General features: G+C 45.1%; 17 protein-coding genes. 10 read left to right on the forward strand and 7 right to left on the reverse strand.

Annotation, left to right across the window (positions count from 1 at the left end; all coding sequences use genetic code 11):
* The first annotated feature begins 140 nt into the window (after positions 1–140).
* The 5 genes from AABA75_RS09925 (at position 141) to AABA75_RS09945 (ending at position 2,861) form a co-directional block, all read left to right on the forward strand.
* Positions 141–788 carry a TetR family transcriptional regulator C-terminal domain-containing protein gene (locus AABA75_RS09925; RefSeq protein WP_338292450.1) on the forward strand — a complete coding sequence of 216 codons (648 nt, stop codon included), beginning with the start codon at positions 141–143 and terminating at the stop codon, positions 786–788.
* A 13-nt stretch (positions 789–801) separates the two neighbouring features.
* The gene (puuE, locus tag AABA75_RS09930; RefSeq protein WP_338292451.1) at positions 802–1,722 is read left to right on the forward strand and encodes an allantoinase PuuE; all 921 of its coding nucleotides are present in this window, start codon (positions 802–804) and stop codon (positions 1,720–1,722) included.
* Positions 1,723–1,964: 242 nt separating this feature from the next.
* A complete protein-coding gene (locus tag AABA75_RS09935; RefSeq protein WP_338292452.1) occupies positions 1,965–2,243 on the forward strand; it encodes a type II toxin-antitoxin system RelE/ParE family toxin in 279 nt (92 codons plus the stop codon).
* A complete protein-coding gene (locus AABA75_RS09940) occupies positions 2,243–2,536 on the forward strand; it encodes a HigA family addiction module antitoxin (protein ID WP_338292453.1) in 294 nt (97 codons plus the stop codon). The genes AABA75_RS09935 and AABA75_RS09940 overlap by 1 nt, the downstream gene beginning before the upstream one ends.
* A gap of 106 nt (positions 2,537–2,642) precedes the next feature.
* Positions 2,643–2,861, forward strand: a complete 219-nt coding sequence (locus AABA75_RS09945; RefSeq protein WP_338292454.1) for a hypothetical protein — start codon at positions 2,643–2,645, stop codon at positions 2,859–2,861.
* Positions 2,862–3,121: 260 nt separating this feature from the next.
* Here the strand turns inward: AABA75_RS09945 and AABA75_RS09950 are convergent, their stop codons facing one another.
* Complete coding sequence (locus AABA75_RS09950) at positions 3,122–4,105, reverse strand: transposase (protein ID WP_338292455.1); 984 nt, start codon at positions 4,103–4,105, stop codon at positions 3,122–3,124.
* Between the two features lie 122 nt (positions 4,106–4,227).
* Here AABA75_RS09950 and AABA75_RS09955 point away from each other — a divergent pair, with 122 nt between their 5' ends.
* Both AABA75_RS09955 and AABA75_RS09960 read left to right on the forward strand, forming a co-directional pair.
* On the forward strand, positions 4,228–4,716 hold the full coding sequence (locus tag AABA75_RS09955; RefSeq protein WP_338292456.1) for a GNAT family N-acetyltransferase: 489 nt from the start codon (positions 4,228–4,230) through the stop codon (positions 4,714–4,716).
* A 145-nt stretch (positions 4,717–4,861) separates the two neighbouring features.
* Positions 4,862–5,113, forward strand: a complete 252-nt coding sequence (locus AABA75_RS09960) for a TIGR03643 family protein (protein WP_338292457.1) — start codon at positions 4,862–4,864, stop codon at positions 5,111–5,113.
* 112 nt (positions 5,114–5,225) lie between these two features.
* Here the strand turns inward: AABA75_RS09960 and ychF are convergent, their stop codons facing one another.
* The 6 genes from ychF to lolB all read right to left on the reverse strand — a co-directional run bounded on the left by ychF (position 5,226) and on the right by lolB (position 10,385).
* Positions 5,226–6,317, reverse strand: coding sequence for a redox-regulated ATPase YchF (gene ychF / locus AABA75_RS09965; protein WP_338292458.1), 1,092 nt, complete (start codon positions 6,315–6,317; stop codon positions 5,226–5,228).
* A gap of 22 nt (positions 6,318–6,339) precedes the next feature.
* Positions 6,340–6,921: an aminoacyl-tRNA hydrolase gene (gene pth, locus AABA75_RS09970; RefSeq protein WP_338292459.1), complete on the reverse strand. Its 582-nt coding sequence runs from the start codon at positions 6,919–6,921 to the stop codon at positions 6,340–6,342.
* A 5-nt stretch (positions 6,922–6,926) separates the two neighbouring features.
* Positions 6,927–7,553, reverse strand: coding sequence for a 50S ribosomal protein L25/general stress protein Ctc (locus AABA75_RS09975; protein ID WP_338292460.1), 627 nt, complete (start codon positions 7,551–7,553; stop codon positions 6,927–6,929).
* A 238-nt stretch (positions 7,554–7,791) separates the two neighbouring features.
* Positions 7,792–8,739 carry a ribose-phosphate pyrophosphokinase gene (locus tag AABA75_RS09980; protein WP_338292461.1) on the reverse strand — a complete coding sequence of 316 codons (948 nt, stop codon included), beginning with the start codon at positions 8,737–8,739 and terminating at the stop codon, positions 7,792–7,794.
* A 181-nt stretch (positions 8,740–8,920) separates the two neighbouring features.
* Complete coding sequence (gene ispE, locus AABA75_RS09985; RefSeq protein ID WP_338292462.1) at positions 8,921–9,787, reverse strand: 4-(cytidine 5'-diphospho)-2-C-methyl-D-erythritol kinase; 867 nt, start codon at positions 9,785–9,787, stop codon at positions 8,921–8,923.
* Between the two features lie 16 nt (positions 9,788–9,803).
* A complete protein-coding gene (gene lolB / locus AABA75_RS09990) occupies positions 9,804–10,385 on the reverse strand; it encodes a lipoprotein insertase outer membrane protein LolB (RefSeq protein ID WP_338292463.1) in 582 nt (193 codons plus the stop codon).
* Between the two features lie 266 nt (positions 10,386–10,651).
* Between lolB and hemA the strand changes: the two genes are divergently transcribed.
* From hemA to prmC, 3 genes are read left to right on the forward strand one after another with little or no spacing between them, the layout of a single operon-like run.
* Complete coding sequence (gene hemA, locus AABA75_RS09995; protein ID WP_338292464.1) at positions 10,652–11,911, forward strand: glutamyl-tRNA reductase; 1,260 nt, start codon at positions 10,652–10,654, stop codon at positions 11,909–11,911.
* Positions 11,912–11,928: 17 nt separating this feature from the next.
* The gene (prfA, locus tag AABA75_RS10000) at positions 11,929–13,017 is read left to right on the forward strand and encodes a peptide chain release factor 1 (protein WP_338292465.1); all 1,089 of its coding nucleotides are present in this window, start codon (positions 11,929–11,931) and stop codon (positions 13,015–13,017) included.
* Between the two features lie 6 nt (positions 13,018–13,023).
* Positions 13,024–13,875, forward strand: coding sequence for a peptide chain release factor N(5)-glutamine methyltransferase (gene prmC, locus AABA75_RS10005; RefSeq protein ID WP_338292466.1), 852 nt, complete (start codon positions 13,024–13,026; stop codon positions 13,873–13,875).
* The last annotated feature ends 63 nt before the right edge of the window (positions 13,876–13,938 follow it).

Here is a 13,938-nt window from a genome sequence, read left to right on the forward strand (position 1 = left end):
AAAATATAGTTATGCGAAAAAAAGTAATAACTATGCTTATTGACTGCATTTTAGGGGTGTTCTGAGTAAAGTATGGCTGTTTTTAAAGAGTTTGCTGAAAAGGTTTTTCAGTATTGGAATAGAAATCAGAGGAATAAAGAGTGCTAGTGCAACAAAACGTCAAAAAGAACGTTAAAGGCAGTGTCCGGCAAGCTAATCACGGCAAAATTATAAAAGCTGCGGTGACGGTATTTGCCAATAAAGGCTATCAAGGTGCTACCGTACAAGAGGTGGCCGAGCAGGCGGGATTACCCAAAGCCAACGTGCTGTATTACTTTAAATCCAAGCAAGGTATTTATGAGGCGGTATTAAGCGATATTTTGTCCTTGTGGAATTCCAGTTTTGATCACGCTACGCCTGAAGACGAGCCGGCAGAAGCCTTATCTCGTTATATTCGAGAAAAACTGGAAATCTCTCGCACTAATCCTGAAGCATCAAAAATCTTTGCCATGGAGATGATCAAAGGGGCTGAGCAGCTTTCTGATGAAATAAAGGCGGGCATGGTGTCCTGGTTTGACGCTCGTATCGCCATTATTCGTCAGTGGATTAAACAAGGTAAAATGGCAGATGTGGATCCTACCATGCTGATGTTCCAGATTTGGGCTACCACACAGCATTACGCCGACTTCTCTGCTCAGATCACCATTTTAAAAGACGGTAAAGCCCTGAACAAAAGAGGTTTTCAGGAAGTTGGGGACTATCTTTGCCAGTCCATTTTGAGCAGTTGTGGCTTAACGCCGGAAAAATAAAAAGAGGCGTTGCATGTCGGAACATACGAAAGATAAGCATTATCCCCGCGATTTAGCTGGTTATGGGGCCAATCTGCCTGACGCCAACTGGCCGGGTGGGGCGCAGATAGCCGTACAGTTCGTACTTAATTATGAAGAGGGCGGTGAAAACTGCGTGCTACACGGTGATGAACATTCGGAAATCTTTCTTTCGGAAATCATTGGCGCCCAGGCCTATCGAGACCGACATCTGTCCATGGAGTCTATCTACGAATACGGTAGCCGTGCTGGTTTCTGGCGCTTGCATCGCTTGTTTCTGGAGCATCAGATTCCCATCACCGTGTTTGGGGTAACTATGGCAATGCAGCGCAATCCCGATGCGGTTGAAGCCATGTTAAAAGCCAATTGGGAAATCGCCAGCCATGGCCTACGCTGGATACATTATCAGGATATGCCCATCGAAGAAGAGCGACAGCAAATCGACGAGGCTATTAAGCTGCACACACAACTCACCGGGAAAGCTCCCGTTGGTTGGTATACCGGCCGCACCAGCCCGAATACGCTAAAACTCATCTCCGAACGGGACGATATTCTTTATTGTGCCGACAGCTACGCTGACGATTTACCTTATTACGATTGCCACTACGACAAACCGCTATTAATGGTGCCCTATACCCTGGACACCAACGATATGCGCTTTGCCACACCGCAGGGCTTTAACAGTGGCGAGCAGTTCTTCCAATATCTCAAAGATGCCTTTGACGTGCTCTACGCCGAAGGGCAAATGCAACCTAAAATGCTCTCCATCGGCCTGCATAACCGCATCATCGGCCGACCCGCCAGATTCGCCGCATTGCAGCGTTTCGTGGAATACGTAAAAAGCAAAGATCATGTCTGGCTGTGCACCCGTGAACAAATCGCAAGGCATTGGCTGGCTGAGCATCCGTTGGGGTAAATTATTTTTATTCCAAGCGATTTGTGCACAACTATTGCTTTGATAGACGACATTTTTCGCTTTTCTACAAATGAGCAACTGCTATTGATTCTAAGACCTTGTATTTACGGGGATAAAAATTTCGCTTAAAGTACGAGAACGATAAAAAACGACAAATGTCCTGTTTTTGTTGGACATTTGTCGTCTATAAAAATGTCAGGCGTCAAGTTGTACCGCGTTGCGCGATGCGCTACACTATATCGATGATTAAGTCATTTAAGCATAAGGGCCTGAAACTGTTTTTCGAAAAAGGAAAAACATCAGGCATTCAGGCCAAGCACGCGAAAAAACTCCGCATGCAATTGGCTGCTATTCATACCGCACAGGACGTAGATGATCTTAATCTACCCGGCTTTTCTCTTCATCAATTAAAAGGCGAGAAAGGCAATATTTGGTCTATATCAGTTAATGGGAACTGGAGAGTTACTTTCGAATTCAAAGATGGTAATGCTTACATCTTAAATTATGAGGATTATCACTAATGAACATGCACAATCCGCCGCATCCTGGTGAGTTTATTGAATCCATTTTTATGGAACCACACGGTATTAGTTGTAGAACATTGGCAACACACCTCGGTGTTGCAGCCTCAACACTAAACCGGGTGGTAAAAGGTAAGAGCGCAGTAACTCCGGAAATGGCATTGCGACTATCAAAGGTACTAGGCCGGAGTCCTGAAAGTTGGCTAAGCATGCAAGATAATTACGAACTCTGGCGAGCAAAACAAAAAGTCAACTTAGATAATGTACAACCGATAGATCTGCATGCCGCCTAACAAATCGGTTTAAAACGGACACAAAAACGTTGGCTGTGTTCGTGCCTCACAAAATTTCGCCAACGTTTTTATGCTCGTTTAACCGGGCCGTTATGAGCCTACGTTCATGAAATTTAAAATCATCTTCATATTTACTTTGGTCATCTTCGGCTGCCAAGACCAGAACAATGTTGAGAAGGATTTAAGTTGGTTGCTTCATGCCGATCCAATCAAAGATGCAAAGCAAGCATTGAAAGTTAAGGACACTCGATATATCGGAATTGTGGGTATGTTTTCTAACGTCCCATTCTTTGATGATAGCTGTATCAATGAAAAAAATACATAAAAAAAATACATAAAAGACACCCATCTTAATATCTTACATAAAAGACACCCATCTTAATATTCCTGTACTTTTAACGTTATCTATTTATTGATGGCTTGCCACTGTAATGGAGAGATGCACTCTAAATGTGTTTTTCGGGTCTGAGTTTTGGCGTGTGAGAGGTAGATATTAAGCTTAAGAGAACCTAAAAAAGGAATTTGGCTACAAGGCTACCTTACCTTGCAGTAATTGTGTTCTGTCTAATTTGGTGTGGCTTTGTATCAGCCAAACAGCCGAATTGAGGCGTTTTTATCCCTAAGCCGTTTTAGTTTGTGTCGTTGCCGATAAGCTTCTAGAAAAGATTCTCCACCTGCAGCATGATGAAAACATGCTTCGAATTGAGTAGTCAGTTCCTGCCATTGGGCCATTTTCAGGTTGAGTCGTTCAAGAATCGCAGGAGTTGATTGCTCAATTGCTCCTCGCTTGTCTGGCAGGATGGCTCTGCCAGTGAAATCCACCAACTCCAGATAGTCAGTCAGGTGAAAAGGTAAACCATGAGACATGTTTGCTTTGATATTACCGGCAAAAGGCATCAGGAATTTTGGTGATTTCCCGGCTTTGGCAGCGTTGATACGGTATTGAATACTGGTATGGTCCGATTGTTCAGGTGTTTTCGCCATCTTGGCTCTGATGGGATTTAAATCTACGTAGGCCATACAGGCTGCCAATGCGGCTTCATCCAACAATGCCTGAGATTTGAATCGACCTTCCCAAAATCGTCCGGTGCACTCATCTTCCTTATTTGCTTCTCTGGCGATGTATTCATTGAGGCAACGCATAAACCAGCTTATGTCCGTTAATCGATGTCGCCAGATATTCGCTGTTTCTTCCACAGCCTGAAGCTGAGATTCAACCATTTGTTGCCGCCGCTGTGGATTCAGGTATTGCTGGCTTAACAGCGTACCTTTATGCAACTGATGCCAGCGTCGAACAACTTCTTCTGTTTTCCAATTATCAGATAGCTCTTTGTGTATGTACAATACCAAGTGAGTGTGGTTACTCATCACCGCATAGGCACACACATCAATGGCAAATACTTGTGATAAGCAATGAATTCGGTCCTGCACCCACTGCCGACGATGTTCGTAGCTTACTCCAGTATGCTTGTCTTCCCCACACAAAAACGCTCTGCGCACACAGCGAGAAACACAGTGGTAATAGGGCGTATCTTCAAGGCTGATTTGGGCCTTCCTGGCTTTTGGCATGATGACTCCTCCTGAGCACTCAATTTAAATCCCATTTTGCACGAATGAGACAAAATAGAAACTGTACCGAAGTACAGTTATGATGGGTGTCTCAATAGTTTTGTAAAACCAATGAGGGTAATTTGATCTGTTTTGCAACTTCAAAAGATGCCGGTGTTTTGGCGGCGCTTGCAATGCAAGTGTGGTTGGAAACCTATGCAAAAAACGGTGTAACAGAAGAGCACGCAAAATACGTTTTCTCGTCATTTACAGCACAATCATTTGAGAAACTTATCAACTCATCAAGCCATGAAGTTATTGCAGTATTCAGTGATGATGTATTGGCTGGACTGGCAGTAATCAATTTAGAATCACATTATCAAACTGCAGAGCATGGCTTTGAGATTGAACGCCTCTACATACATCCGGGCTTTAGAAAAGCAGGTTATGGTCGTGCGATGCTCAGTTTTATTAGTGCGCAAATTGGCACCAGATTTTGGCTTTATACCTGGATTGAAAATGACTCTAATACATTCTATGAGCGATTAGGCTTTAATAAGATTGGAGAGCATCGTTTTTATTTTGGTGCACAGGAAGTAGAGAATAATATTTATGCCTGCGTTGGCTCCTGATGGCAGACTCCGCAGAATAAATAGGAATAAAAGGAACAGCACCTTTTTAAATAACAGGGTCCTGTCTCTTTTTTCTAACTACATTTTCCATTGAACCCAATTCAGACTTTTGCGTATCATTTTCAGGCTTACCTGGAAATTAAGTATGAAGTTAAATAAAGAAAGCGAATCCAGAATTATTGAAATGGCATGGGAAGATCGCACCCCGTTTGAATCAATCGAAATGCAATTTGGCCTCAAAGAACCCGACACCATTCGCTTTATGCGGCAGCGGCTCAAATCCGGCAGTTTTAAACTTTGGCGAGAAAGGGTTTCTGGTCGAAAAACAAAACATTTGAAGTTGCGGGGGGCTGATGTAAACCGGGGATACTGTCCAACTCAATACAAGCATAGATAACTTATTCATCTAGATCCTGTGGTTTTACTTAGCTCAACACTGAACAAGTTCACTCATTTTTCACAAACAAAAAAGGCGGTATCAAACCGCCTTTTTAGTATCTGTATTCAGACTATACGTTAAATCTGAAGTGGATAACGTCGCCGTCTTTAACCAGGTAATCTTTACCTTCCAGGCGCCATTTACCGGCTTCTTTGGCACCGGATTCACCGTTACAAGCGACATAGTCGTCATAACCAATAACTTCAGCGCGGATAAAGCCTTTTTCAAAGTCGGTGTGGATTTTACCAGCGGCTTGTGGGGCAGTGGAGCCTTCCGGGTAGGTCCAGGCGCGCACCTCTTTAACACCGGCAGTGAAGTAAGTTTGCAGGGTTAACAGGCTATAACCACCGCGGATAACACGGTTCAGGCCAGGCTCTTCTAAGCCCATTTCTTCCATAAACTCAGCTTTTTCTTCATCGTCCAGTTCGGCGATTTCAGATTCGATAGCAGCACACACGGGTACTACCACCGCGTTTTCTTCTGCGGCGATTTCGCGCACTTTATCCAGGTATGGATTGTTTTCAAAGCCATCTTCATTGACGTTAGCAATGTACATGGTGGGCTTCAGCGTCAGGTAATTCATGTAGCTGATGGCGGCGGCTTCTTCTTTGCTCAGTGATAAAGAGCGTAACGCCTTGCCCTCGTCCAGGTGTGGTTTTACCTTTTCCAGGACAGTCATTTCGAATTTAGCGTCTTTGTCACCGCCTTTTGCGCGCTTACCTACACGGATAAGGGCTTTTTCAGTGGTTTCTAAATCGGCCAAGGCAAGCTCGGTATTGATAACTTCAATATCATCTTGAGGGCTGACTTTACCGGAGACGTGCACAATGTTGTCGTTTTCAAAACAACGTACCACGTGGCCAATGGCATCCGTTTCACGGATGTTAGCCAGGAATTTATTGCCTAAACCTTCACCTTTAGAGGCACCGGCTACTAAGCCTGCGATATCTACGAATTCCATGGTGGTGGCAATCACTTTTTGCGGGTTAACGATTTCTGCCAGCTTATCCAGACGTAAATCCGGCACTGGTACCACACCCGTATTGGGTTCGATGGTACAGAAAGGGAAGTTAGCTGCTTCGATACCCGCTTTAGTCAGCGCGTTAAACAGTGTTGATTTACCTACATTTGGCAGGCCAACGATGCCACATTTAAAACCCATTGTTTTTCCTTTATCAGCAGAGTTAGCCTTTAAATGAATGCAAACGATTCATCGCGGCTTTTATATCTTGTTTAAATAGTATATCGATGCAGCGCGTTGCTTCATCTATAGCAGCATCGATTTTGTTTTGATCTTCAGCAGACGCTTTGCCCAGCACATGCCCGGTAACTCTGTCTTTAGAGCCCGGATGGCCAATGCCTACGCGCAGACGCAGAAAATCTTTGTTATTGCCCAAGGCTTTGACAATATCACGTATACCGTTTTGACTGGAACTGCCGCCTTGTTTGAATTTAACGATGCCTGGTTCAAGGTCCAGCTCGTCAAAAGCTACTAACAGATTGTCTGGTTGGTACTTATAAAAGTTCATTACTGCACCCACCGATTGACCACTTTTATTCATGTAAGTAGTGGGGATGAGCAAACGAACGTCTTTACCTGCGATAATACCGCGCCCGGTTAAACCAAAAAATTTGTTATCAGCTTTTAAAGGGATGTTTGATTGTCGAGCCAGTTGTTCTACTACCCAACTGCCCGCATTATGGCGTGTGTTTTGATATTCGGGGCCTGGATTGGCCAGGCCCACGATAAGACGAATATCTGACAAGCAGATTATTCCTCTGTAGTCTCTTCTTCTGCGTCTTCAGCAGCACCGCCTTTAGCAGCCTTAACCGTTACAACTGCAACGTCATGGCCTTCACCTTTGGCAAGCTCAACTGAAGAAACACCTTCTGGCAATTTAAGATCAGAAAGGTGCAGTGTTTGACCTAATTCAACGTCCATCAAATCAACTTCGATGAACTCAGGCAGGTTAGCTGGCAAACAGCTGATTTCGATGTCAGCAATGTGGTGCTCAGCGTGACCGCCTTGGGTCTTGATAGAAGGTGCTTTTTCTTCGTTGATGAAGTGCAGAGGTACGTTTGTGGTTACAGTGTGAGTTGCATCAACACGTAAAAAGTCTAAGTGCATGATCTTAGGCTTGTACGGGTGACGTTGCATGTCTTTAACCAAAGCTTCAACTTTCTCGCCACCGATGTTCAGTGTTAAAACGTGAGAATAGAAAGCTTCAAACTCTTGCGCCTGGAAAACTTTGTTATGAGCTAAAGTTAACGCTACTGGCTCTTTGTCGGCACCGTAAAGGATCGCAGGTACTTTATCAGCGTGACGAAGGCGGCGGCTCGCACCTTTCCCTAAGTCTGTTCTGACTTCTGCATCCAGATTAAAAATTGCTTCTGGCATAAATTACTCCAATGTATCAAATAAATTTACGAAAACTTCGCGACCAAAATTTTCGTCGAACGCCCGTTTTGTTAATTAAAAATCGGACTTACCCTCAAAAAAGGGCGGCGAATTCTAACATTAGCGAATGGGGAGCACAATCAATACTTTGATAAATATAGGAATAATTGCACAGAGATTGAGTTTGGCAGCAAATAAGCGGCTCGCTTGGTACGAACCGCTGAAAACGAATAAGCTTTTAGTGATCAAACATTGCAGAAATAGATTCTTCGTTGCTCAAACGTCGAATCGCTTCAGCCAACATCTTAGATAAACCTAGTTGCTTAACTTTGCTCACTTTCTGCATGGCAGGAGATAATGGAATACTGTCGGTAATGACGATTTCATCAATTACTGAATTTTCCAGGTTAGCCGCCGCATTGCCTGAGAAAATTGCGTGGGTGGCGTAGGCATAAACGCGATTTGCGCCGTGTTGTTTGAGGGCTTCTGCCGCTTTTGCCAGTGTGCCGCCAGTGTCAATCATGTCATCTACGATAATACAATCGCGACCTTCCACTTCACCGATGATGTGCATCACTTGGGCAACGTTAGCTTTTGGACGACGCTTATCAATTATAGCCAGGTCTACATCATTCATTAGTTTGGCAACGGCACGTGCACGCACAACACCACCAATATCGGGCGAAACCACAACCGGGTTGTTGAAATCGCGTTTGCGCATATCTTCTAACAGGATAGGGGTACCGAAGGCATTATCCACAGGTACATCGAAAAAGCCCTGGATCTGCTCAGCGTGTAAATCGATAGTTAATACGCGATCAACACCTACATTAGATAAAAAGTCTGCCACCACTTTGGCAGTGATTGGCACACGCGCTGAACGCACGCGACGGTCCTGACGAGCATAACCAAAATAAGGAATAACGGCGGTGATTCTGCCTGATGATGCACGACGTAGCGCGTCGACCATCACAATCAGTTCCATCAGGTTGTCGTTGCAAGGTGCACAAGTGGACTGAATGATAAAAACATCCGCGCCCCTAACGTTCTCATGGATTTCGACACTGATCTCACCATCGCTGAATCGGCCAACACTTACGTGACCTAGTTTAGTGTAAAGTCTGTCAGCGACTTTTTGCGCCAGGTCAGGCGTCGCATTACCGGCAAAAAGCTTCATATCGGGCACTACGTTTTTCCTCAGAAAAGTAGGTGGAGTGCGTTGATCTATTTTAGGGTAAGTAAACGTATTACGTGTGTGTGTCCCGACCCTAAATGCAACAACTCCGTTGTAATGTAATTGTGTTATGGTCGGGTAAGCGTGACTTTTCGCCAATCGTTCATGGTAAAAACCTGCTGCCAACTCGGTTTTAAACTTCGGGAACGGTCTGATTTAATCGCGCTTCAAGAGGCGAAGTAGCGCAACCTTGCGCGATAAAACCCGAGCAATACTCAGGTAAATCAAACAGAGCTCTCTGTGCGCTTTTCGGGTCATTAAATACACCGAAAATGCTCGCTCCTGTCCCCGTCATTCTTGACGGCGCGTATTGTAACAACCACTGTAATGATTTTGCAATAACTGGATACTTTTTGCATACCAGCGCCTGGCAATCATTGTGAGTGTGCTCAAATTGATAGCTTTGGCATTGAATTAAAGGGGTATTGCGAGGTAAATCCGAGGTACCGAATACCTCTGCGGTCGACACATGTACACCAGGGTTTACTACCAGATAGGTTTTCATCGCAATATCGGCAATTTCAAATTGCTCACCGACACCACGGGCAAAAGTGGTTTTCCCGTTGATAAATACCGGTACATCAGCCCCTAATTGCAGTCCTGAGGCTAATAATTGTTGCTTCGACAGTCCACACTGCCACAAATGATTAAGCGCAATTAATGTGGTGGCTGCATTGGAAGAGCCACCACCGATACCACCACCCATGGGTAGCTGTTTATCAATTTCTATATAACAGCCTTGTTTGGTACCGGATACTGACTGCAATAGTCGAGCAGCTTTAACAATAAGGTTGTCTTCATGTGCCACACCGGGAAAATCCGTCAGTAGCCTGATGTCGGGAGAGTCCGTGATAGTGAAGTGCAACAAATCCCCTTTATCCAGAATTTGAAATAATGTCTGCAACTCGTGGTAGCCATCATCACGACGCCCATTAATATGCAGGAATAAATTGAGTTTGGCTGGACTTGGCCAGTTCCGAGAAACGTTTTGCTGATTCATAAATTGCGGTATTACTTTACTGGCTGTTAAAAGACCATTCACTGATGCGCAATTTTAACTGCAAATTATCTTTACTCAACACCAGGTTGTGGGGCAGTGCGGTCCCGGAAAAAACTTTGTAGTTTTGGTATTTTATTCGCCAGCCCGTGGCTGTAGAAAAAGACCAGATGCGGCCTGTTTCATCGCGTTTGAGCTCACTAACCGCGTTGCTGTTGGGATTTAAGCGGCCTGTTATCCAATATTTAAAATCTGCCACCGGAATTTGCCACCCGGTTTTCTCATAAATCAGGCGCTCAGCGTTGCTGTCAGTAAATGTATTATCATCGATTTCCAATAAAACCCGACCATTTATCTGTTCCATGAACAACAACGTGCCACCGATCAATTTAGATAAGCGCAATTGATAATCTTGCTGTTGTTGTTGCCAATCCAGGAACGCGCTGAATTTTTCCTCTGGCGATTTAAAAGCAATACGACCTTCTACCTGCCAATTTTGCGGAAATTTACCTGATGACGATGCTTGTTGATAACTGGTTTTTGGGGGGGTAGCACAGGCTGACAACATCAATACCAAGCTTAACAGCAGCAGTTTTCGCAAAATAACCATCCCAGGTGTGACCTGACTCAATAAAGGCCGTTTTTTAATAGAGAGGCAAGGTTAGCGCAGAACAGGCATTTTTTACCACCCAAAATTTGTATCCGGTGCGCTAATCTGATTTTTAAATGCACTGAATTAACTATTTCGTATTGAGGTTCAGCTCGCAGTACTTTTAAATACCCTTGGATTTGCGTAAAATGTCGCGCCTTTTGCGCTGTCGCCAGTTTGGCGATGGTTTTAACCAGAAACATTAAAATCGGGATTCGATGTCGCTACTCACCATAGGCGTTAACCATGATACTGCTCCAGTAGAGATCCGGGAGAAGGTCGCCTTTTCACCTGAGCTATTGCTGGAGGCTTTGACTGAGCTCGGTGAGCAAGAGCAGGTGAACGAAAGCGTGATCCTGTCCACCTGCAATCGAACTGAGCTCTATATAGATGTAGATGACATCAATAAAGAAGCGCTGGTAAAGTGGCTTGCGGATTTTCATTCTCTGCCGTTGGCAGAACTAAATGAAATGATTTATTCCCATACCGAAGTTGCCGCCGTTGAACACCTGATGTCGGTAGCCAGTGGTTTAAACTCATTAATTTTGGGCGAGCCACAAATTCTGGGGCAATTAAAGCAAGCCTATACCAGTGCCAAACACGTCGGCACGGTTTCTGGTAATTTCGAGCGTTTATTCCAGACGGTATTTGCTGCAGCCAAACGGGTGCGTACTGAAACTGACATCGGTGAAAATGCCGTCTCTGTTGCGTTTGCGGCAGTGCAGCTAGCTAAACACATCTTTACCGATGTGAGCGAGAGTAAAGTTCTGTTGATCGGTGCAGGTGAGACCATCGAGCTTGTAGCAAAACACCTGGCTGACCAAGGCGTAGGGCAAATGGTGGTGGCGAACCGAACCTTATCGCGTGGTCAGGAGTTGGCGGCGCAATTCAATGCAAGCACGATAACACTGTCGCAATTGCACACTCGTCTGTCTGAGGCGGATATCGTGATCAGCTCTACAGCCAGTCAGTTGCCTCTGGTGGGCAAGGGCATGGTAGAAACGGCTCTAAAACAACGCCGTTACAAACCCATGCTACTGATAGATTTGGCGGTTCCCCGGGATATCGAAGAAGAGTGTGAAGAATTAGATGGGGCTTACCTTTATACGGTTGATGATTTGCAAAGTATCGTGGCCCAAAATGTAGCTTCCAGGCAGAAAGCGGCCGATGAAGCCAAATCCATGATCGCAGAAGAAGTGGGGAAATGGGTCTCATGGCAAAATCGTCAGCAACACAGTGATTTGATCAAGCAATTGCGGGCGAATCACGAAATTGAAAAACAGAAATTATTACAACGCGCAAAAAACTTATTAAGCGAGGGCGCGGAACCGGAAGCGGTAATGACCGAACTGGCCAACAAGCTAACTAACGCCCTCAGTCACGCGCCAACCCATGCCATTAAAAAGGCGGCGGAAGAGCAGGATACGACACTGCTTAAAAAATTGTCAGAAGCGTATAAACTAGAAACTAATAAATAAAAGAGAAATCACTGCTCATGAAAGCATCTGTAGTTACTAAATTAGAAACCCTGATGGAACGTTTTGAAGAGATTCAGGTGATGCTAAGCGCACCTGAAATCATTGCCGATCAGGATAAATTCCGTGCGCTTTCAAAGGAATATTCGCAGTTAGAAGAATTAGTTAAATGCTTTAAATCCTGGCAACAAGCGGAAGATGACCTGGCAACCGCACAAGAGATGCTACAAGAAAGCGATCCCGAAATGCAGGAGATGGCACAGGAAGAGTATCAGCAAGCAAAAGCCAGCATAGCAGAGCTGGAGCAGGCATTACAAATTTTGCTGTTGCCCAAAGATCCCAATGATGACATGAGCTGCTTTTTGGAGATCAGAGCCGGAGCTGGCGGTGACGAGGCGGCTATCTTTGCTGGTGATTTGTTCCGCATGTACAGCCGTTATGCAGAAAAGCAGGGCTGGCGTATTGAAACCATCAGCGCCAATGAAGGTGAGCACGGTGGGTATAAAGAAGTTATCGCCAATCTGGTGGGCGATGGTGCTTACGGCATCATGAAGTTTGAATCCGGTGGCCACCGCGTACAGCGTGTTCCTGAGACTGAATCACAAGGTCGTATTCACACCTCAGCCTGCACTGTTGCGGTGTTACCAGAAATCCCCGAATCTGAAGCCATCGAAATTAATCCTGCTGATCTGCGCATTGATACTTTCAGAGCCAGTGGCGCCGGTGGTCAGCACGTTAACAAAACTGACTCTGCGATTCGCTTAACCCATATACCTACAGGGCTAGTGGTGGAGTGTCAGGATGAGCGTTCTCAGCATAAAAACCGCGCTAAAGCCATGTCGGTACTGCAAGCTCGCTTGAACCAAATTGAAGATGAAAAGCGCGCCGCTGAAGAAGCTAGTACCAGACGCAGTTTGGTGGGCAGTGGTGATCGCTCGGAGCGTATCCGCACGTACAATTTCCCGCAAGGCAGATTAACCGACCATCGAATTAACTTAACCCTATATAAGTTGGACGATGTTATCGAAGGTGACCTGGATGCGGTATTAGAGCCTATTCGACAGGAGCATCAGGCAGACTTATTAGCCTCATTGTCTGACGACTCATAAGCTTATATGGCTACCGCGCTCACTATTAAAACAGCTTTAAACTATGGGATAGGGGTTCTCTCCTTAAGCTCCGAATCACCTAAAGTGGACACCGAAGTACTGCTGTGTGAAGTGCTGCAGTGCAACCGCAGTAAATTGATCATCGATCCCGAACAATCGCTTTCAGATTCACAAATTACACGATTTTTAGCTTTTATAGAGCAGCGCAAACTCGGGCATCCGGTATCTTATATTATCGGGCATCAGGATTTCTGGACCCTATCGCTGGAAGTAAATGAATCTACCTTGATCCCCCGGCCAGAGACGGAACTATTGGTGGAGCTGGCAGTTTCATTGCCTGTGCCTGCAAATTCTCACTGTTTAGATTTGGGGACAGGAACGGGCGCTATCGCACTGGCCATAGCCAGCGAGAAGTCGGATTGGCAGGTTTTGGGCTGTGACCGGGTGGCTGACGCTGTTGCTCTTGCACAGCGAAACAAGCGCAGAAATAACATAACTAATGTTGCGTTCATTGAGAGTCATTGGTTTAACCAACTACCTGAGCAAAAGTTCGATGTTATTGTTACAAACCCTCCTTATGTTGAATCTAATAGTGATTATCTCAACCGCGGTGATTTGCGCTTTGAACCTCAAAGCGCCTTGGTAGCCGGTGGCGATGGCCTGGATGATATCCGGCAAATTATTGCAATGGCTTCTGATTACCTCAATCCACAAGGCTGGCTATTAATAGAACACGGTTTTGAACAGTCCAAGTCAATTCAGTCTTTATTGGTAGCACAGGGCTTCAATAAGGTAACTACAAAATTAGATTATGCGGGGCACGATCGGGTGACAATGGCGCAATTCGGTGTTGCATAACCCTTCATAAACGACTAGTTTAAAAGAAATAAAAAACTAAGTTTGGTAGTGATTGAGGGAATC

It is taken from the genome of Planctobacterium marinum (genome assembly GCF_036322805.1).
GTDB lineage: Bacteria > Pseudomonadota > Gammaproteobacteria > Enterobacterales > Alteromonadaceae > Planctobacterium > Planctobacterium marinum_A.

What these genes read in the sequence shown, in the direction of transcription:
- AABA75_RS09960 (WP_338292457.1), top strand. Translation starts at nt 4,862, where the DNA reads ATGAAGTTAAATAAAGAAAGCGAATCCAGAATTATTGAAATGGCATGG.
- AABA75_RS09940 (WP_338292453.1), top strand. Translation starts at nt 2,243, where the DNA reads ATGAACATGCACAATCCGCCGCATCCTGGTGAGTTTATTGAATCCATT.
- AABA75_RS09945 (WP_338292454.1), top strand. Translation starts at nt 2,643, where the DNA reads ATGAAATTTAAAATCATCTTCATATTTACTTTGGTCATCTTCGGCTGC.
- hemA (WP_338292464.1), top strand. Translation starts at nt 10,652, where the DNA reads ATGTCGCTACTCACCATAGGCGTTAACCATGATACTGCTCCAGTAGAG.
- puuE (WP_338292451.1), top strand. Translation starts at nt 802, where the DNA reads ATGTCGGAACATACGAAAGATAAGCATTATCCCCGCGATTTAGCTGGT.
- prfA (WP_338292465.1), top strand. Translation starts at nt 11,929, where the DNA reads ATGAAAGCATCTGTAGTTACTAAATTAGAAACCCTGATGGAACGTTTT.
- prmC (WP_338292466.1), top strand. Translation starts at nt 13,024, where the DNA reads ATGGCTACCGCGCTCACTATTAAAACAGCTTTAAACTATGGGATAGGG.
- AABA75_RS09935 (WP_338292452.1), top strand. Translation starts at nt 1,965, where the DNA reads ATGATTAAGTCATTTAAGCATAAGGGCCTGAAACTGTTTTTCGAAAAA.
- AABA75_RS09975 (WP_338292460.1), bottom strand. Translation starts at nt 7,553, where the DNA reads ATGCCAGAAGCAATTTTTAATCTGGATGCAGAAGTCAGAACAGACTTA.
- AABA75_RS09950 (WP_338292455.1), bottom strand. Translation starts at nt 4,105, where the DNA reads ATGCCAAAAGCCAGGAAGGCCCAAATCAGCCTTGAAGATACGCCCTAT.
- ychF (WP_338292458.1), bottom strand. Translation starts at nt 6,317, where the DNA reads ATGGGTTTTAAATGTGGCATCGTTGGCCTGCCAAATGTAGGTAAATCA.
- ispE (WP_338292462.1), bottom strand. Translation starts at nt 9,787, where the DNA reads ATGAATCAGCAAAACGTTTCTCGGAACTGGCCAAGTCCAGCCAAACTC.